We start from the raw sequence: 20713 nt of genomic DNA on the forward strand, positions 1-20713 counted from the left end.
TTGTATACAGCGGGAAATGTTTCCAGACGGGAAACCGGGACTCTTTTTAGAAGAAAGTAGCAAGATGATAGTAGCAAGATGGATAAAAGAGTAAATAAGAAAGAATTTACCCCCTCCTAACCTCCCCCTGAAGGGGGAAGAACCGATTTTGGTTACGATATCAAGAAGTCCCCTTCAAGGGGGATTTAGGGGGTAATTAATTGACATGGAAACCATAACAGCAATGACGGGTATGATACGGCCTAGAATCCGTAAACAAGTCTTTTGTCTTGCGTCTGGCGTCTAATATCTAACATAAAATCTAACCAAAATGAAAAACATAACTAACCCCATACTCACCATTATGATCATCAGCATCATTCATTTATTGTCTTCCTGTCAGGATTTTCTAGATGAAAAGCCCAGTACCGATTTGGTGGTTCCTGATAACCTCGAAGATATTCAAGCCCTATTGGACAATGAATATATCATGAACAGAAATTCCGATATGGGCGAGGTAGCCTCAGATGATTATTTTATCAGCAAGCAAGAATGGGAAAGCTGGAATGAGATTACCCGTAATGCCCATGTTTGGGCGGATATTATCTCTCCAACAGGCAGGTTTGTTTCTTGGAACGCCCTTTATGAACAGGTTTTTTATGCCAATGTAGCCCTGGAACAACTCGACGATATTGTGCCAGATTCGAATGAGCAAGTGGACTGGGACCGTTTGAGGGGATCTGCTTTATTTTATCGTTCAAGTGCCTTTTACAATCTCCTTAGGATTTTTACCATGCCCTATCATCTGGTAAATCCTGAATTGGGTATCCCTTTAAAATTAAGTGCTGATGTTAATAAACTGGTAAAAAGGTCTTCCATCGAAGATAGCTATGCCCAGGTAATTGGAGATTTGGAAGCGGCATTGGACTTATTGCCTTCAAGGGCGACCATTGCCACCAGACCTTCCAAGCAAGCGGTTTATGGGCTATTGGCAAGGGTTTATCTTTCTATGGGGGATTATCAAAAAGTGTTTGATTACACTTCACTTGCACTTGAACTGGGAAATGAACTGATGGATTATACCAGTTTGGAACAGGGCAATACTTTTGGTTTCAAGAGGCTTAATGAGGAAGTGGTCTATTGCAGTTATTTTTCATCAGGCTCCATTGGTTATTCTTCTGATACTTTTATCCTTTCGGAAATCTATAAAAGTTATGCAGCCGGTGACCTAAGAAAGTCACTGTTCTTTACCCAACCTAATCAGGATGGCCATGTCAAATTCAGGGGAACCTATATGGGTAATCTTTATTTGTTTGATGGAGTGGCCACGGATGAACTTTTGCTAAACAGGGCGGAAGCGGCTGTAAGACTGGGCAATAATGAGCAGGCTTTGGAGAATCTGAACTATCTATTGGAACACCGGTTTGAGGCTGGAAAGTTTGAACCTATAGCAGGGATTTCAGGGGAGGTTTTATTGGAGCGGATATTGGAAGAACGAAGAAAAGAATTGGTGTTTCGTGGATTGCGTTGGGAGGATTTGAGGAGACTGTCAGGTAGTCAATATGAAAAGACAGTCACGAGGGACTTGGATGGGGAAATCTACACTTTAGAACCAGGAAGTCCAAAATATGCCTATCCCATACCCATGGATGAATTGCAGCTGAATGATATGAAACAAAATCCAAGATAGAAAAAAGCCAGGGGCATGGCCTCTGGCTTTTCTAATTGAAATAGTTTTTAAATTTAGATGGGCTTGAATTCGCCTTCCACTCTCGAGTCAGGAACCTCTTGTCCCAACTCATCCATTTCACGGGTACAGTCCGTATCGACCTCCGTATCACAATTGTAATCTACCCCCAATTCCTGATTGGTGATATCCTCCCAGGTATGGGTATTCGGGTTCAGGGCCTCTTTGGTTCCCTGCACATCCTCTGCTGAGAGGTTGATTGTCAACGCGGTCATGGCTGTCAGCACAAATGCCAACAACGGTATGTTATTAATTAACTTTTTCATTATTGAAAATGGGATTTTTAACTATCAAAATCCCCTAACGTTTAAACCCGATTTATGCATTGGGAATCGTAGTGATGTTTGATAGTGCAAGAAAATCAGTTAGTTTGGAGACGCAAGCGTAGCTCCGCTACGGTAGAGTCGAAAACTAAAGCGTAGCGACTGATTTTAAAGCAATTTCAAACTGCAACAGATATGCTAATGCATATTTCGGGTTATAGGTTGCTTTTTGCCTACTCTTTATAGGATTTTTGGCTTCCTCCTTTTACTGCCAGAGAAAAAGTAAATCTCACCTAACACCTTCTCCCGAGAGATTGGGCAGTATTTTCGTTGAGTTGTGTTTATTAGTTATTTAATAGTAATATGCTATTCAATACTCCTGCTCAGTAGTTCCATCAGTTGTCCTGCTAAATCCAGAGATCAGATCATCTAACTCTCAACCTCCGTATTCATCATCAATCCTAACGTTCCGAGTAGGATAAAAGCCAAGTTGAACAATAAATGCTGAGACCAACTCATGGATTCAATAAATCCTGCACAAGAGCAGGGCACCCTAGGAAATGCTCCCATCCACACAAGTCCTATATAAGTTGAAAAGACCGTCATCAGCAGTATGGATAGCAACAATCCCCACTTTTGCGTTTTCCTGAACAGTAAGAAAGGAACAAATAATAGTTCGAGGAAAACTATCAAAGGAGCCAGCTTCCTGGAAATCCCGACCGGAAGGGTCTGGTTCTGTATGGCATCTTGAAATTCTCCAAAACCTATCAGCTTTTCCAATCCTGTCATTGTCCATAAAACAACAAATGCAATCACTGCCGCCTGAAACACCAACCAGTTTATATTGATCTTCTTATTAGTTACCATCAAAACACCATCCATCCTTTATGCATCTTCTTATTCGATTTATTGCCCATAAAGTCTAAGGAAATCATTCCTAAACGTGGCCATCCAATTGACTTTGTATTTTTGAAGGTAAAACCTAAAACCGATCCTAAAAAAAAATTACACCATTGATTTACAATCAATTACCACATAAATCTATTTTCTTGTTTAGAGGGTAAACCATCCCTAATTTGTATTTGAATATTTGAAGGGAAACCTCTCCCTTAGTATTTTGAATATGATTTACTGTTTTAATCCAACAGAAAGATGATGATTGTTTCACCTAATTGTTTGCATTATGGGGAAGGTATTGAAGACCGAATTGCTGAAAGAAGCTTTTGACCATTTGATAAAATTACGTCCTGAGATATACAGAAACCTGAGGCCCTATCTTCAGGTCAGCACCTTTCAAAAAGGAGAAATCATTCGTGAGCTGAATGAACCAGAACAATCCGCTCATTTTATTTATACCGGTACAGCTGCCCTGCTTTTTCCAGCCAAGAAAGGACGCGACTACCGAGTAAAGATTTTCATGGAAGGTACTGTGGCCGCTGATCTAAATGCCTATTTTGACCAATCCGATTCTCCTTTCTACCTAAGGGCACTGAGTTACGTTTCTTGCTTTTCATTGAAAAAAGAAGCAGAAATCGCACTTCTAAATGAAATGCCCGAAATCAGCCGCTTAAGTACCTTGATCAACAGGGAATTATTGGAAGAGACCTACAAATACCTAAAATCCTTTCAGCTTCCCATCGATGAGGGCTTCCCTTTTTTCTGGGAACAATACAAAGAAGAGAGGGCCTTTCTCTCCAAAAAAGACCTGGCTTTTATATTCAATACTTCCTCAGCCACTATCACCAAGTTGATCAATCAGCTTCCATAAAGCAACACATGTAATGATTGAAGCGCCTCCCTACCTGATTAAAAGACAAATAATCTATTTCTAAAAATATCTATATTTCACAAAACAGGACTTCACTTATTGTCCTTTATCTCAAAAACAAAAAATCCGCCTTCGAAGGATTTTGCTCCCCTAGTACACTAGGAATCCAAGATGGGAATGGCGTCAGACAATCCTACATCTTGCTGGTGTCCAGAACGACACCCAATAACTCCTTCAAAACCTTGATAATTTCTCTTTGCAATAGCTCTCTTTTGCTTTTTGATGACCGTCAAGACCATACCTCCCCATTCACTCCTCTTGGATGCCAGCTAATAACGGGAAGGAATAAAGGTCAAGGGTGCTGACAGCAGGAAGCATTCATCTCGCCCTTGACCGTTTTCCTGACCGGAATATCTTTGCAGGAAGGGGAAGTGGATACCGATAAAATTATCATTAAGGATATGAAATCATAACTGCTCCAACTAACCGATTAGCTCCTTAAAAAATTGATCTTTTCAAAGGCAAGTAAAAGCCAAGTTCCCACCATAAAACCAATAGTTTCCCCCATCAAAAGGCTGCGAGTCCCGAGCACCTTTCAATCCGACTTTGGAGGCTGAAGAGATGGTTTTGTATACAAAACTACATCTTGCTATTACCACTTGGGTAATCAATTTATCATCATCTCTTAGACTAGCATTACATAAATAACTTTACACCAAGCAGTCATTATAATAGATATTCATCGCATTAAAAAAAATTTTTCTACTCTAAATTATTAAACTATGAAATACTCTTGGCAATTAAGAAATCACAAGTAAAAATAATTTCCTATTTTTGTTTCAAGTGAATCTCTTGAATCAAATAAAGGCCTGCTTCATGCTCCTTATCATAGTTTTTGTGATGGGGCACAATGCCTTACCCCATGTTCACCACCAACATGAACATCGGGAAAGTAAAGTAGCCGTTTCTGAGCATCATCACCATGGGCACCATCACCATACTCCACAAAAGGATGACCAGGAAAAAAAAGATTCACCATCCAGTCTTTTGGATTTTCTTTTCAAGAACCATTCCCATTCTCAACATACCCATCAGCACCCACCAGTAACCGTTGAGTATCAAAAACTTAAAAAGCAACTGGATTATCAGTATTATGCTGACTTTTTTCAGTGGGTACCAGAACTGATAGTTTATGAAAATGGCCTGCATAGGCATGTCCTTTTGGACAATCGGCCATCAGAAAACCCTTACCTACAGTCACACCCACTTAGAGGGCCTCCTTCCCTTGGATAATTAAATCGGCAATAAACACTTTGCCATAGCATATTTATATGCTCATTCTTTATTGAATTATCCAACAATAACATTTCAAATGCTAAAAACAATAGTGTTCGTCTTGTGCGGATTCTTGTTGTCATTGGGCGTATATGCACAATCGACTTCAATAGAAAGCATCCTAAATCAGATAGAACAAAACAACCAAGAATTAATTGCTCTTGGGCAATACGTGGAAAGCAAACGGCTGGACCTGAAATCTGGAAACAACTTACCTGACCCTCAATTTGGGGCTTATTACCTTCCCTTTGGGGAACATAACTCGGGTGACTATACAGAATTTCAAATTACCCAATCTTTTGAGTTTCCTACGGTATATGGTTCAAGGAGCAACCTGATCGATCAAGAGTCCAGAAAACTTGAACTGGAGTATCAAATCAAAAAGCAGGATGTTTTGGCTTTGGCCAAAAACTATTGCTTAAAACTCATCTACCTCGATAAGCGGTTAAATACCGAAACGGTCAGGGTAGAACAAGCGCAAAAAGTGTTCAATCAAGTTCAGGCCCTCTTTGAAAAAGAGCAGGTAGGGATTCTGGAAATGAACAAAGCCAAGGTCGCCTGGATGAAGGAACAGTTCAAAATACAACAGATAGAAAGCGAAAAGAAAAACATCAAACTTCTTCTCTCCAATTTAAATGGAGGCAAAGAGGTAAGCTTATTATCCAATGAATATGAGTTGCCCCTAGACCTACAGGACAGGGAAAGTATTTGGCAGGAAAAGCAGTTGCTAGATCCTATTATTCTTGATTTGAAGCAACAGGAAACTATAGCCGAACAGAACCTGAGATTGGCGAAGAACAAAGCCTTACCAAATTTGACAGCGGGATATAACCGTCAGGGTGTTTCCAACTCCCATTATTCAGGGGGCTTTATAGGGGTATCCATTCCTTTATGGAACAACCATAATAAGGTAAAGGCCGCAAAATCTACAGTTAACTTCAAAAAGGCTTTTTCCTCTTCCAGGCTTTCCAATGCATATGCTGCCTATGAGAAGCAATTCAATGATTACCAAATCATGCTTTCCAAGTTCAGAGAGTACCAAAATACGCTTTCGGATTTGGATACGGAAGAATTGCTGTTCCAGGCTTATGAACTCGGAGAGCTCTCATTTCTGGAATATTACATGGAACTACAGTTTTACAGAGAGGCCTATGATGCCATGCTGGAAATAGAATACCAATTATATATATCGCATACCCAATTATTAAAACATCAATTGTAACTATTAAAGACTTAGAATTATGAAAATTTCAAACATCCTACTAGCGATAAGCTTCATGGCTGTAATAGCCTGCGGAGGCAAGAAGAACGAAGACAATCACGGGCACTCCCACGGCACTGAGACAGGAGCACATTCCCATGAAGAATCTGCGGATGAGCATGGACACAGTCATGCTGACGGTGATCATGACCATGATAACCACCATGAGCAGGAAGAGTTTACCATCAAGGAAGATTCAGCTGAAGAAACAGGTTCTACACATACTCATGATGATGGAAGTACCCATCACGATCATTAAACTATAAAAGATCAATCAAAATGCGATATATATTGGTATTATTTTGGGCGGTAGTATTTGCATGCCAATCCCCAAAAGTAGAAGATCATGGACATAGCCATGAAGAAGAAGGGGCACACTCCCATGATGGAGATGGAAGGCCATCAGTGGACCATACCGTTTGGACAGAACAAACTGAATTGTTTGTTGAATTTCCTGCCTTGGTGGTTGGACAGACAAGTCGGTTTGCAGCTCATTTCACCATATTAAATGGACACCAACCGGTACGAGACGGGAATGTTACGGTGAGCCTGATCAAAAATAAGAAGGGAATCAGGCATACAGTGGACGCTCCCTCCTCTCCGGGGATTTTTGGACCATCCCTACAACCCAAAGAGGCAGGTGTTTATCAATTGGTTTTTGACCTTAAAACCCCAACCTATTCGGACCGGATAACACTGGATAATATCCAGGTGTTTGAAACCAATGAAGAAGCCCAGGAAACTTTGGGAAGCGAGGAAGAAAACGGAACTGAAATCAGCTTTTTGAAAGAACAAGCCTGGAAAGTTGAGTTCCAAACTGATCCAGTGGTCGAAAAAGAAGTGTACCAGACCATTCCTACATCAGGAATATGGAAGGTAGCTCCCACTGATTATCAAACACTCGTAGCACCTGCAACAGGACGGGTGAAATTTGGCCCAGGAGTGCTTACAGAAGGAAGTGCAGTTAAAAATGGGCAGGTTTTGATGACTGTCAGCAGTAACGGACTTACTTCAAACAACTTGGAGGCAGAGATTCAAAAAGCCAAGGCGGATTTAGAACAGGCAAAGTCTGAATATGAGAGAAAAAAGGAGCTCTACGAATCCAAAATTGTACCCAAGGCAGCTTTTGAGCAGGTGGAACAAAAATACCAGGTAGCCAAGACCAACTATGAAACACTTAGCAGTGGCTATACTTCTGGGGGCAAACAGATCATTTCCCCAATGGACGGATATATAAAGTCGATTCAAACTGAAAACGGTGGTTTTGCAGAGCAAGGGAAAGCCCTGATAACCGTAACCAGTCACAACAGTAGTCTCCTTCAGGTACAGGTCAGTCCAAAATACAGTGCAGAGCTTCAAAACATCCAAAACCTTTGGTATCAACCAAAGGCCGGAACTTGGTCTGCCTTAAAAGAAAAAGGCGGCAGGATACTATCTGTAGGAAAAGAAGTTGATCCCAATCAACCCTTATTATCTGTTTTCGCTGAAATAAATGAAGGAGTAGAAATGCCGGAAGGAAGTTTCACAGAAGCCCAATTGGCAGTTGGAAAAGCTTCTCAGGGGCTTGCTGTTCCTGTTTCATGTCTTATGGAAGACTATGGAAATTACTCTGTAATTGTACAATTGTCAGGGGAAAGCTTTGAAAGAAGGAATGTGACCATCGGCAAACGCAATGGCAGCGAGGTGGAGATCATCAGCGGCCTTTCAAAAGGGGAAGTAGTAGTGACAAAAGGGGCTTATCAGGTTAAAATGGCTTCTATGTCTGGACAGGCACCCGCACATGGTCATGCACATTAAAAGGTTGAAGGTATGCTGAACAAGATATTATCGATTTCACTACAAAACCGGTTAATGGTGCTTTTGGCTGCTGTAGTATTAAGCATTGCAGGATTATACATCGCCCGTAATATGAACGTGGACGTATTTCCGGACTTGACGGCCCCAACAGTAACTATACTAACGGAAGCCCATGGTATGGAATCCGAAGAGGTTGAAAAACTAGTAACCTACCAGTTGGAGACTGCCATGAACGGCTCGCCAAATGTACGGCGAATACGTTCTTCCTCAGCTGCAGGAATATCCATAGTGTGGGTAGAGTTTGAGTGGGGAACGGACATTTACCGTGCAAGGCAGATCGTTAGCGAACGGATCCCAATGGTCAGGGAAAACCTACCATCGGGCGTAGGGACACCTACTATGGCTCCCATTTCATCTATTATGGGTGAAGTGATGCTTTTGGGGGTAAGCTCTGATAGCCTGTCCCCAATGGAGTTAAGGACACTTTCGGATTGGACAATAAGGCCTAGAATAAAATCAATCGGAGGAATAGCCAATGTAATAGTGATCGGAGGAGATTACAAGCAATACCAAGTATTGCCCAATCCCGAAAAGCTCAAATACTATGACATAAGCCTTGGGGAGCTTTTGGAAAAAGTCAAGGAAAGCAATGTCAATGCTCCCGGTGGATTTCTCAATGAATATGGCAATCAATATATTATAAAAGGTAGTGGAAGGGCCTATTCCGTGGAGCAGTTGGAAGAAGCTGTTTTAAAGAATGTCAATGGCCAGACATTAAAAATCAAGGATGTGGCAACGGTAAAGATCGGAGCGGCAGACAAAATTGGTGATGGCTCTTTGAATGCTTCACCTGCTGTCATCCTTACCATCTCCAAACAGCCGGATGTAAACACCCTTGAACTGACGGGGAGGCTGGATGAGGCCATTGTTGATCTTGAAAACACCTTACCAAAGGGAGTGGAAATAAAAAGCCATATTTTCCGACAATCGAACTTTATTGAGGCTTCCATTGATAACCTTAACCAAACACTATTGGAAGGGGCATTCTTTGTTGTGACCGTATTGTTCATATTCCTGATGAATTGGCGTACTACGGTTATTTCATTGATTGCCATACCAATTTCCCTATTGGTTTCCATCATTGTGTTGAAAATATTGGGATACACCATTAACACCATGAGCCTTGGGGGGATGGCCATTGCCATTGGAGCTTTAGTGGATGATGCGATCATTGATGTGGAGAATGTGTTCAAGCGCTTACGGGAAAACATAAAAAGGCCAATTGAAGAGCGGCTACCTGTTTTGACGGTGGTTAAAAATGCTTCCGTAGAGATAAGGAGTTCAATAATAATTGCCACCCTTATCATCATTGTATCCTTTGTACCCTTGTTCTTCTTAAGTGGTATGGAGGGAAGGTTGTTACAACCACTTGGAATAGCATTTATTACTTCTGTACTGACTTCCCTTATTGTCGCTGTTACGGTGACGCCTGTACTTTGTTCGTATTTACTGAAAAGCGAAAAAGTACTCTCCAAACAAGCTGAAGGTACTAAAGTTGAGCGATGGCTTCAGGCTCGTTATTCCGGTGCATTGGTGAGAGCGCTGAAGTTCCCCAAGGTAGTTATAGGACTGACCCTTGGAGCCTTTATCTTTAGCTTGATATTGTTTACCCAATTGGGGCGGAGCTTTCTTCCTGAATTCAATGAGGGCTCACTTGTAATCAGTGCGGTTGGAGTTCCTGGAATGTCATTGGAAGAAAGTAATAAGAACGGGCAATTGATTGAAAAACTGCTTTTGGAAATGCCTGAAGTGGAAGTGGTGACCCGAAGGACTGGACGTGCCGAATTGGACGAGCATGCACAAGGTGTAAATGCTGCTGAAATTGACGTTCCCTTCACGCTTGAGGACAAATCAAAAGAAGAGTTCTTTGAAGAAGTCCGGACAAAGTTGAGTGTAGTACCTGGCGTGAACATCACTTTGGGACAGCCTATCGCTCACCGTATAGACCATATGCTATCTGGCACAAGGGCCAATATTGCCATCAAGATTTTCGGTGATGATCTGCAACGCCTTTTCGAGCTGGGTAAAAACGTAGAGACCAATATCAAATCCATTGAAGGGATTGCCGACGTAGCTGTGGACCAACAGATTGAAGTCCCCCAGATCCGAATCACTCCAAAAAGACAGATGTTGGCTGCTTATGGGATGACCGTGGGAGACTTGATGGAACAGGTGGATATTGCATTTGCAGGCGAAAAGGCGGGAGAGATTTATGAGGGCCAGCAATACTTTGACCTCATTGTCCGCTTTCAAAAAGCATCAAGGAACAGCATGGAAATGATCCAGAACGCACTGGTTACTCTGCCCAACGGTGGAGAGACAACTTTGGACCAATTGGCAGAAGTCAGTTCGGTAAGCAGTCCTAATACGATTTCCAGGGAAGATGTTAGACGAAAGATAGTAGTCGCCGCAAATGTCCAAGGACGTGACTTGCGAGGTGTGGTGAGTGAGATTCAGCAGATTGTCGGTGAAAACATTGTGTTGCCTGACGGATATCGGGTGGAATACGGTGGACAGTTTGAAAGTGAGGCGAAGGCATCCCAATTATTGCTTATTACAGCGGTGATTGCCATTCTGATCATTTTCCTATTGCTCTACTCTGAGTTTCAGGATGTAAAACTTTCTTTCATCGTGCTGATCAATTTGCCCCTGGCTTTGATTGGAGGAATTTTGATAGTGTACTTCACTTCGGGAATTATCAGCATTGCCGCCACCATCGGCTTTATCAGTCTATTCGGCATCGCAACAAGAAATGGTATCCTGTTGGTTTCCCGATATGAGGACCTGAAAAAAGAGGGCTTGAAAGGAATGGAGCTGCTAAAAACGGGGGCATTGGACAGGTTAAACCCAATCCTAATGACGGCATTTACGACAGGGCTTGCCTTGATCCCTTTGGCACTGAAAGCAGGCGAACCGGGCAATGAAATACAAAGTCCAATGGCAGTAGTGATCTTAGGGGGATTGCTTTCGGCTACCTTACTCAATCTGATTGTAATTCCTTGCGTATATATGCTTGCCAATCGAAAGAAATAATTTTAAATTAAAACTGGTTGTTCAAACTTTTGAGCGACCAGTTTAACTCTTTTTGCCTTACATTTCTTCTACCCCCTCTATTTGAACAAGATATTTTCAATCAAACTCCATCAATTTCCCCATCATCTCCTTATCACTTTCATCGTCCAAAATGCTTTTTATATAAGCCTTAGTAGTTTTGATATCTGTATGCCCCAAAGATTCTCCCACATATTCAATTGAAGCATTATTACGTATGGCCATGGTGGCAAAGCTATGTCTAGCTGTATAAGTACTTACATTTTCAGAAATGCCGATTTTTTCAGCATATCTTTTCATGTGTTGATTAACCAATCTAGTAAAGTTCTGCTTTGCTTTTAGCTTATCCATTTCAGTCATCTCTTCATGGATAATTGGAAAAACATACTCATCATTTCTCCTCCTTTTACCACCATAGAATTTTATAACCTTTTTTGAGTGCTCCACTAATGGAACACGAATAAGCACTTGCGACTCTATAGTATCTTTTGTTTTTTCCCTCACAAATTCAATGTGATCTTTTTTTACATTCTTCCATTTGAGATATAGTATATCCTTCATGTTCATACCCTTGCACAGGTAAGAGAAGAACCAAAAATCCTTGGCCTTCCGTTGATGCTCGTTTTCTACATCTCCTTTAAACAATACCTTCAGTTGATATTTATCCAATGCTTTCTTCTTGTTACTTCCTTTGGGGATAACATATTTTCCTTTACCAAAAGGGTAATTATCTGTTTTCACCAAATTAAAAATGTGTCTTAAAGGTCTTAGATAGATGCCCACGGAGGTTCTTGTATTTCCTTTTTCAATCATCCAACTCTCAAAATCCTTCAACCATTTAGGAGTAACATCACCAAAATAAAGAACACTTGGGTTTCTCTTCTTTTTATCTTTCATGAATCTTTGAAGAGCTCCTAAACTTGTCTGATAGGCAATCTTACTTCCCACCCTACCTTCTTTGTCCAAAATATCTATCTTTTTCTGAAATTGATGAAAGATGTCTTTACTGTCTCCTTCTGGTCGGAATATTTCCTTTTCAAAAGCTTCAAATGTAAAGGTCTCCAATTGATTGGCTACCTCAATGAAATTATAAAGGACCTGCTCCAATTTAACCTTTAGCTCCTTTGCTTCTTTTCTGGGCCTAGTACTTTCAAAAACCTTTTCATACATCTCTGCTGTCATATCCATTCCTATGGGGTAGTATTTCCTTCGCTTGGGCCTTGGTGTATAGACTTTGATCTTCAAGGGAAAATATCCGTCTTCCTTGGGTCTTCTTAAATCTAGGTAAAGTGTCATTTCAAACTCACTTCCTGATCTTACAAACTTCGTTGATGCCATATTTTGCTAGTTTGGATTTGCACACAATTTGCACACAAATCGATCTAAAAACTTATAAATAAAGTTATAGAAGAAAAACTTGAAATCCTATATTTAGCTTATATTCAGTAGTTTATAAACATACTTACAAGTATAATACTAATACAAAATATAACTGTTAATCAGAGGGTCCTTGGTTCGAGCCCAAGTGGGCCACCCGATATACTTACTTGAAAAAGGAAAAATCTCAAGGAAAGAGGCTAGTAACTTATTAGGATTGAAAAACACCAAAACTTACGAAATTCTCACTGAAATGGTGGACCAAGATCTTATCAAAAAACAGGGCAAAGGGAGAGCCACTTACTACAAACTATAGTGGCTCCTCTCCAGACTTCCCCAAAACTATAAGCTTCTCTATCATTTCCATTTCTTCTAAAAAAGAGTTCGATCCACGTATCGCCAGCTCCACCTGACGGCACAAATCCTCATTTTGAGATTTTGTGCCGTTCTTATCAATAATTAAACCATTATCTATCGAGTGGACAAGACTAATCTTTTATTACCCTTATCATTAAGAATCTTTTAGTTCTTAATCGTTTATTTAATTTCACCACCTTTGATATCCCAGCTATCATTTTCAGAAATACCCTTAATGGAATTCTGAGGGTATAGTGCCCTAAAATTATGAAATGTCCACTGATTGTTCAAAATCTATGGATTTTGGAAAAAGGATATTATTCTCCAAATGAATATGCCTGTGCAGATCTTTTTCAAATTCATCAAGCAAAGAGTAGGTTACTTTATATGTATTACATGCATCCAATGGGGCCTTGTAGTTATTTGAAAGTTTTGAAATTTTTTCAAACCTATCTCCCTCAGCTTCATGCTCCTCCATCATCATCATCACTGGATTACTAACGCTTTTGAAATGTGGAGCCGGCAAAGACTCTTTTTCTTTCGACAATTTTATCATTTTCCTCACATAAGGAAATAGAATCAACTCTTCTTTCTTCATATGTGCAGTAAGCTCTCCAGCTGAAATTTGAAATAAATGATGTATCTCAAACAATTCGGGATGGGCTTTACCATGTACTTTACAGAGTTTCTCTAGATATTGTAAAAGCAGGGGTATCCTCTCTTCCACATACCGATGATGGTGCTTTTCAATATAATCAGCCAATGAATCCAATGGCCAATTTTTAAAATCTTCCTGCTTTTCACCTGAATTTCGAACGACTTTATCCAAAGCGGATATTACTTTATCAGGATCTAGGCCCTTGGCAAGGCATGCTTCCTCTATGGTACGCCCCCCTTTACAGCAAAAGTCTATTTTAAATGACTCAAAAACAGGCGCTGTCCGATAATCATCAGCTACGACTTCCCCGATTATATTTTTTTTCTCCAACATATTACTTTGATTTTAAGATCCTTTTATCTTTTATTTTATCGCACCACTTGTACTTTTGTTTTATACAAAGATATAACAAAAACAATAAAAGACAAAATTGTCCTTTATTGTTTTTGTGTCTCTAATACCTACTACAGAGCGATACGAGTACTAGGATGGATGAAGGAAAGGACGATTTAACAAAACCTTATTTTATTATTCTTTTTAGAGTAGCCCTTCCATCCGATACCTCCTTAGCAAGATCCTTAACACTCTTATTGACCAACATTTTAAATAAATTCTCACGTAGTCTTTTAAACTCGTGATGTATCGGGCAAGGATTTTCATTAGAACACTCTTTAAGACCAAGGCCACAGCCAACAAACCATTCTGCGCCGTCAATGGCATTAACTAAGTCAATAAGTTTAATCTCAGCTTGATTATTATCAAGATAAAACCCACCATTTGGCCCTTTTGAAGAATTAATGATTCCTAGCTTGGATAACGACTGCAAGACTTTGGCAGTAAAATTCTCCGGAGCATCAGTTTCTTCACAAATCTTTTTGATCCCTATTTTTTTTCCATCCTTACTAAGAATCCAAATGCAGATAACTGCTCTTATTCCATATTCACATGCTTTGGAAAACATATCATGATGGCTTACTATTTTGTCTATGGTAAAGTAATCCAAACACAAAGCCGAAAAGCCCTAAAGTGCCCAATGCAAAAACAGTATCTCCAACCACCCTTAACCAGCGAAAAGTCCCCATTAGAGGTTGTTGCAGAAATTCCGCTGACCGTGCATACCACATTCCTTCATTAACACTTGCCACAGTTTGCATCAGACCAACCGGTAAAAGACTCAATAACGCCATCAGTAACAAACCTATATTGATAGACCAAAATGAAAAACCTATCAGACGGTCATTCCACACCTGATCGCGGTATAGACTACGTAACACAAATAGCATTAGGCCAATTCCTAGCATGCCATATACTCCAAATAAGGCCGTATGGCCATGAAGCGGTGTGGTATTTAAGCCTTGCATATAGTAAAGGGCAATAGGGGGATTGATCAGGAATCCAAAAATCCCTGCGCCAAGAAAATTCCAGAATGCCACAGCAATTAGGCAATAAATTGGCCACTTATAATCTCTAAGCCAAACGGTCAGTTTGCTCAGACGATAGTTATGAAAAGCCTCAAATCCAATAAGTACCAAAGGAACTACCTCAAGAGCACTGAAGGTAGCCCCCAAAGCCATAACGGCCTTAGGCGTACCTGTAAAGTACAGGTGGTGAAAAGTACCCAATATCCCACCTGCCAGAAAAATAACTGTAGCAAAAATCACCGCTGAACTGGCTGATTTAATTTTAAGCAGCCCCATTCTTGTAAAAAGAAAGGCTGCTACCACAGTAGCAAATACCTCAAAGAAACCTTCTACCCAAAGGTGAACTACCCACCACCTCCAGTATTCTGCTATAGCTAGATTAGTTTGTCTACCCCACATCAACCCCGCCCCGAAAAAAAGCGCAATAGCAGCACATGAAATAAGAAACATGGTCAAGAGGTGTTTTTCCTGGGTCCTTTTTTGGAATACAGGCACCATAGGGCGAACCATTAAAGCCAGCCAAATAAACAGACCAATTAGCAAGAAGGCCTGCCAAAACCTTCCTAGCCCCACATATTCATATCCTTGGTGTCCAAACCAGAAATTGTTAACATAGCCTAGTTTTTGCATGATCCCCATCCACTGACCGGCCAGGGAGCCTAAAACTATCACTAAAAGTGCAATAAAAAGGAAATTCACACCTGCCCTTTGGAATTTGGGGTCCTTTCCTGTTAATGAAGGGGCAATATACAAGCCAGTGGCTAGCCAAGCTGTTGCAATCCAATAAATGGCCAACTGAACATGCCAGGTTCTGGATGCTGCATAGGGTAAAATTTCAGCAAGAGGAAAGCCATACAACAGATTTCCCTCTACCCCATAATGGGCAGTAATAACCCCCATCAGGACTTGAATGAGGATTAACAGGTTGACCACCCAAAAATACTTTTCAACTGCCCGCATTGAAGGAGTGATACGCTGTCGCATTAAAGGGTCCTCTTGGGGAGCACTGACCTCCTCTTCTTTATTCTTGGCATGATAAAATACCAGTATTCCTGTTCCCATTAGTAACATGATCACACTAAAACCTGTCCACAGGATCAAATCTCCAGTAGCTTTATTTCCAACCAATTCCTCTGCAGGCCAATTGTGCGTATATGTCACATTACTGTTTGGCCTTTCTGTAACACATGCCCAACTTGCCCAGAAGAAAAAAGCATTCATTTCTGCCATACGCTGGGTATCCTTAATCGCATTTTTGGGAATGGAATAATAATTTCTAAGTTCTTCCAGCTCACTCTCCTCGCTTCCCATAAACAGTTTCGAATAATAGGAGCTGAGTGCAGTAAACGCTTCATACCTTTTGGCAGAAATGGTAATGCGACCACTCTCTTGATTATAGGTATTTTCACGAAGTTCTTGTTGAATCTTTGCTTGCAATGCAGCCTGTAAAGGCCTATCCGCGTCATTGTAACTAGCAAACCCCTCCTGACGTGCCAGGTCATCCAGTAGGTACATAGCTTCACGATGGAGCCAATCTGCTGTCCAGTCCGGTGCCAAATAGGCCCCATGCCCCCAAATAGAACCAACTTCTTGCCCTCCCATTGTTTGCCAGGCATTTTGGCCATTTTTGATATCTTGACCAGAAAACAACAGATTACCATGTTCGTCTACTACCTGATCAGGTATGGGAGGTGCTTTTTGATATATTTCATAGCCGTAATAGCCCAATACAGCAAATGAAATCCCAACTACAAGCCCAAAGGCTATCCAAAGTTTTCTTTCTGTTTTCATAATGATAATTTTAAGATTTTAACACCTTTTTTTCTTTTATTTAATTAAATAATTCGTTTCTTTCATTCTCCTGACTTTTGCAACCAAGCCAACCAATAGCATAATAAACATAAGCAGTATAACCAAGCCATTGATTACAACAAAAACCTTCCTCAATGGAGGAATCTCCAATATGCTGGCTACCATCCTCGAGGCCAAACTAAATTCAAACACCATTATTCCCCACCAAAGCTTGTCATAAAAAACAGTTCCTCTTAGGTTTAAAAACAAAGGTAAAAGCTTTGGGGCATGCCCCCAAATCATTGAAAATGCAAAGCCAAGAAAAAAGGTATGTAGCAGTACATCGTAAAAATAAGGATGGCTGCTCCCGATCAACAACCATATACCATGACCTATCAACCAAGTATAGCCTAATAAAATAGCCAATTTGCAAAACCGATTTTCAGAACTGTTGGAAAGGACACCTTCATGTAAATCACTTACCAAAAACCATGTTCCTATCCCAACAATTGCGTATCCCATGAATATGGTCCCATTTCCATGAAAGGGAAGAAACATCCCAAAAAAGAAAATACCAAATAGGACCAATAGCACTGCCAAGTACCTGTTTGCCCAAGAACGCTCACTGCTCAATTGCAACCTTTCCCCAAAAATGGTCAAAAGTATGAAAGCCTCCCACCACGAACTTCCCATAGCTATCATATTACTTTTATATACCAATAAGTTGCCAGTAAGCCAGCACAATGCCCCTATTAGCATCATCCATTTTCCTGCTTTAGGATGATTCATTGACTGAAAATAGACCATAGCGATCAAGCCTATACTAGAAAGGATTAGAAGGACTAGGCCTACTGTCAATTCGCCTAAAATAAAAAAAACAGCTGAACTCATACTCAGAATAGGGACAATTGCCCACCCTTTCTGCTTCATCTCCAAGTTTCGTTCCATACTGATCAAGCTCCCCATAAAACCTCCGGTCATCAAGAGTCCATGAGCCATACTTATTCCTTGGCCAGGAAAAACAAAACAACCAGTTCGTAAAAATCCACCTGTAATCCCAGACACCAGCACCAAAAGAATGATCGGGAGCCCCCAGCCACCTTTTAATAATCGATTGATCATATTTTTAAAGGTTTTTATGACGAAACAACCTTAGTGATAGTAATAATGGCAAAATCACCCACACCAACAAAGCCATAAGGGCCACTATTGTACTCCAAGTAGACTCAAAAAAGTGTTTAAAAACCGCTCCACTATATCCCATTAGCGCCGCTGCTTCTGTACGCATCAACACCAAAACCCTCCCCAAATCCACAGGATTCAAAAAAGTTATCATCAAGACAACCTTTTCTATTGGGTAATCACTAAAATTATACATCAATAGCAAAACCACCCCATCAAATACCAGAATAAAGTAAGCCCAAATCAATAAAGACAAGCCCATACCTCTAGCTTTATCTTTAGCAACAACGCCAGCAAATATTGCCATTGACACAAAAACCCAAACCAAAGCCAATGCAACCAATAGCAGGCTCCAAGCTGCAGAACTCCAATGCAACCACCACAAAGCATATCCTAGCCCAATGGCTACTACCAAACTAAAAACAAGTCCCAAACCGATCAACAGGCTTCCCAAAACCTGCCCCCTTTGAACTGGCTGCGCCAACATCAGAGATACAAAGTCGGACATATTATAATAATATATGGTAGAGAAAATCATCACCAGCATAGGAACTACCAGCAAAACAAGACTCAACACACTCACCAAAGCCTTATCTTCCTGCCCTTCCAAACTAAATATCCCCATTATCACAAATAAGAAAAACAGGGCAAAAAGATGAATTATCCAATTTTGGAGGAGGTCTGTCAGAATAAATTTCGTCAGTTTATACATAAGCTTCTTTTGGGTTTAGCAAACAGGCCATTATTCGATTCAATCGCTGCTCGCTGGTTGTAGCTTTTAACTCTTCTATACTTTTATAAAACCTGACCCTTCCATCCATTAGATACAAAACATCAGAAGTTATTTCATCCAAGTCATTTAATATGTGAGAAGATATCAAAATCAGTTTTCCCTCTCTTCTGCTGGATTTAAGCTTTGAAATAAGAATTTCATTGGACAAAGGATCTAAGCCCGCCGTAGGTTCATCCATAATCAAAATTTCGGGACGGAAAAGGAAGCACAGTGCAGCACTGACCTTTTGACGCATTCCTCCAGAAAGTGCTCCCAAACGCTTTTTGCCCATCTCCTCCAATCCAAAATCGTGATAAAGTTCTTCATCGTAACCCTTTACTCCACTCCTGACAGACTTTACAAGAGCAAACAATTGGTCAACCCGCATATGTTCGGGAAACTGGTTTATCTGTGGCATATATCCTATTTGCTCCCGGTACCTATATTGACCATGAATATTTTTCCCATTGATCAGTACCCTTCCTGAATTGGGGATGACCAAACCCAGGAGTATCTTTATCAATGTCGTTTTCCCTGATCCATTTGGGCCGATAAGTGCTAGACATTGTCCCTTTTCAAATTTTATATCAATATGGTCAAGTACCGATAGCTTACCATATTTTTTCGTCAGGCCTTCAATACTAATCATAACTTATTGGTTTCATCATTGGTTTTTCATCCTGTAGTTGTTCCGGTATAATTTGCGGGAACAGTTTTTCTGCCAATTCCAGGCTTTTTACAATCAAACTATGTAACAACATCGATGCAGATGGAATCCGGTGGGTAATAATTGCAAATAGGTTTACGGGACGATAGGGCACATCCCCTATTCCATCTTTATCCAAATCATAGCCATGGTACTGGGACCAATAATTTCCTTCAAAATGATTTAGACTGGACTTGGAGTTAGTTAGAACCTCAAAAGTATTTCCAATGAAATTGTTTTGATGAATATTATTATCCACGCAATTGCCTTTAATATCCATTGCTTTCCCATTATGCGAAAATTCATTGAACCTGATATTTAACCTATTAGCACCCTCTGCATAAACTCCAACTGTATTATGTTGAAAATCATTCCTATGAATCAGTCCGTCAGAAATTTCCTTTAGTAAAATACCATAAGATGCCCCTCCCCAATTATTGCGAAAAACATTGCTGACCATTCTAATGTGTTTACTAAACATCACTGCTACACCTGCACCGTTCCGTTGAAAGATATTATTCTCATAGGTATCGTAGTTAGAAAACATGAAATGCAAACCATAACGCAGATTATCCTCACTGATATTCCCATAAATCCTGCTTTGGTCGACAAACTCGAGATATATTCCATCTCTATGTCCACTTACTATATTATTTTCAATAGCGATCTTTCTACATTTCCAAAGGTGAATGGCATTGCCCGCATAAGCTTCTTGGTCTGCCATACCGCTTATTTTATTGTTACGGATCTTGCATTCCTGTGCATTTTGCAGGTAAATCCCGAAAAAGGTGTTTATCAATTCATTTCCCTCTATGACCACCTGACTTACCTCTACAAGGCGAATAGCGGCTCTATCTTCAAGAAAATCTTCTCCTACATTCTTGAAAACCAATCCTTTTATCTGCACATTATTTGAAAAAACCTTTATAATCTCTCCTTTGAATCCCCCATCAATCACTGCATTGCCCTGGCCAATTATCGAAAGAGGTTTGGTCACCTGCAGGCCATACTCTTCATAGATCCCTGAATGGACAAACAGAGTATCATGGGCTTGAGAGTTCTCCAAAGCTTCTTTGATAGGCCTACTTCCATCACCAGGTCGAATATGCCAAACAGTAGCTTCAACCTCATAGGCCAAAAACAGGGCAAGAACCATCATCAATAGAACAATGCTTTTCATCAATCAAA

Annotated in this window: 17 protein-coding genes; 7 read left to right on the forward strand and 10 right to left on the reverse strand. The window is 40.5% G+C overall.

All coding sequences use genetic code 11. The features are described from left to right. Positions 1-310 precede the first annotated feature (310 nt). The gene (locus KZP23_RS22090) at positions 311-1669 is read left to right on the forward strand and encodes a RagB/SusD family nutrient uptake outer membrane protein (RefSeq protein WP_226333978.1); all 1359 of its coding nucleotides are present in this window, start codon (positions 311-313) and stop codon (positions 1667-1669) included. A gap of 53 nt (positions 1670-1722) precedes the next feature. On the opposite strand, the gene KZP23_RS22095 is transcribed toward KZP23_RS22090, so the two are convergent. After that, on the reverse strand, positions 1723-1992 hold the full coding sequence (locus KZP23_RS22095) for a hypothetical protein (RefSeq protein ID WP_015268157.1): 270 nt from the start codon (positions 1990-1992) through the stop codon (positions 1723-1725). A gap of 426 nt (positions 1993-2418) precedes the next feature. Next, on the reverse strand, positions 2419-2856 hold the full coding sequence (locus KZP23_RS22100) for a MauE/DoxX family redox-associated membrane protein (RefSeq protein WP_226333979.1): 438 nt from the start codon (positions 2854-2856) through the stop codon (positions 2419-2421). 316 nt (positions 2857-3172) lie between these two features. Here KZP23_RS22100 and KZP23_RS22105 point away from each other — a divergent pair, with 316 nt between their 5' ends. The 6 genes from KZP23_RS22105 to KZP23_RS22130 all read left to right on the forward strand — a co-directional run bounded on the left by KZP23_RS22105 (position 3173) and on the right by KZP23_RS22130 (position 11243). Beyond that, positions 3173-3757, forward strand: coding sequence for a Crp/Fnr family transcriptional regulator (locus KZP23_RS22105; RefSeq protein ID WP_137404665.1), 585 nt, complete (start codon positions 3173-3175; stop codon positions 3755-3757). A gap of 876 nt (positions 3758-4633) precedes the next feature. Then, positions 4634-5050, forward strand: coding sequence for a hypothetical protein (locus tag KZP23_RS22110; RefSeq protein ID WP_226333980.1), 417 nt, complete (start codon positions 4634-4636; stop codon positions 5048-5050). Positions 5051-5129: 79 nt separating this feature from the next. Continuing rightward, complete coding sequence (locus tag KZP23_RS22115) at positions 5130-6314, forward strand: TolC family protein (protein ID WP_226333981.1); 1185 nt, start codon at positions 5130-5132, stop codon at positions 6312-6314. 19 nt (positions 6315-6333) lie between these two features. Next, positions 6334-6612 (forward strand): hypothetical protein, encoded by a 279-nt coding sequence (locus KZP23_RS22120; protein ID WP_226333982.1) that lies wholly within the window; start codon positions 6334-6336, stop codon positions 6610-6612. A gap of 20 nt (positions 6613-6632) precedes the next feature. Next, a complete protein-coding gene (locus KZP23_RS22125; RefSeq protein WP_226333983.1) occupies positions 6633-8150 on the forward strand; it encodes an efflux RND transporter periplasmic adaptor subunit in 1518 nt (505 codons plus the stop codon). A gap of 12 nt (positions 8151-8162) precedes the next feature. Continuing rightward, positions 8163-11243, forward strand: a complete 3081-nt coding sequence (locus tag KZP23_RS22130; protein ID WP_226333984.1) for an efflux RND transporter permease subunit — start codon at positions 8163-8165, stop codon at positions 11241-11243. Positions 11244-11339: 96 nt separating this feature from the next. Here the strand turns inward: KZP23_RS22130 and KZP23_RS22135 are convergent, their stop codons facing one another. The 8 genes from KZP23_RS22135 to nosD all read right to left on the reverse strand — a co-directional run bounded on the left by KZP23_RS22135 (position 11340) and on the right by nosD (position 20705). Beyond that, entirely contained in the window at positions 11340-12599 is a 1260-nt protein-coding gene (locus KZP23_RS22135; RefSeq protein ID WP_226333985.1) for a tyrosine-type recombinase/integrase, read from the reverse strand. Positions 12600-13260: 661 nt separating this feature from the next. Continuing rightward, positions 13261-13986, reverse strand: coding sequence for an iron-sulfur cluster repair di-iron protein (gene ric, locus KZP23_RS22140; protein WP_137404721.1), 726 nt, complete (start codon positions 13984-13986; stop codon positions 13261-13263). Between the two features lie 187 nt (positions 13987-14173). Continuing rightward, on the reverse strand, positions 14174-14614 hold the full coding sequence (locus KZP23_RS22145; RefSeq protein WP_137404722.1) for an RrF2 family transcriptional regulator: 441 nt from the start codon (positions 14612-14614) through the stop codon (positions 14174-14176). Between the two features lies 1 nt (position 14615). Next, positions 14616-16865, reverse strand: coding sequence for a nitric-oxide reductase large subunit (locus KZP23_RS22150; protein WP_137404723.1), 2250 nt, complete (start codon positions 16863-16865; stop codon positions 14616-14618). Between the two features lie 36 nt (positions 16866-16901). Beyond that, on the reverse strand, positions 16902-17987 hold the full coding sequence (locus KZP23_RS22155) for a hypothetical protein (protein ID WP_226333986.1): 1086 nt from the start codon (positions 17985-17987) through the stop codon (positions 16902-16904). A gap of 4 nt (positions 17988-17991) precedes the next feature. Continuing rightward, positions 17992-18759, reverse strand: coding sequence for an ABC transporter permease subunit (locus KZP23_RS22160; protein WP_137404725.1), 768 nt, complete (start codon positions 18757-18759; stop codon positions 17992-17994). Then, complete coding sequence (locus KZP23_RS22165; RefSeq protein ID WP_137404726.1) at positions 18752-19468, reverse strand: ABC transporter ATP-binding protein; 717 nt, start codon at positions 19466-19468, stop codon at positions 18752-18754. The genes KZP23_RS22160 and KZP23_RS22165 overlap by 8 nt, the downstream gene beginning before the upstream one ends. After that, positions 19461-20705: a nitrous oxide reductase family maturation protein NosD gene (gene nosD, locus KZP23_RS22170; protein ID WP_226333987.1), complete on the reverse strand. Its 1245-nt coding sequence runs from the start codon at positions 20703-20705 to the stop codon at positions 19461-19463. Before nosD ends, KZP23_RS22165 begins: the two co-directional genes overlap by 8 nt. Positions 20706-20713: the final 8 nt, after the last annotated feature.

The sequence above is a fragment of the Echinicola marina genome (assembly GCF_020463795.1).
Lineage (GTDB): Bacteria > Bacteroidota > Bacteroidia > Cytophagales > Cyclobacteriaceae > Echinicola > Echinicola marina.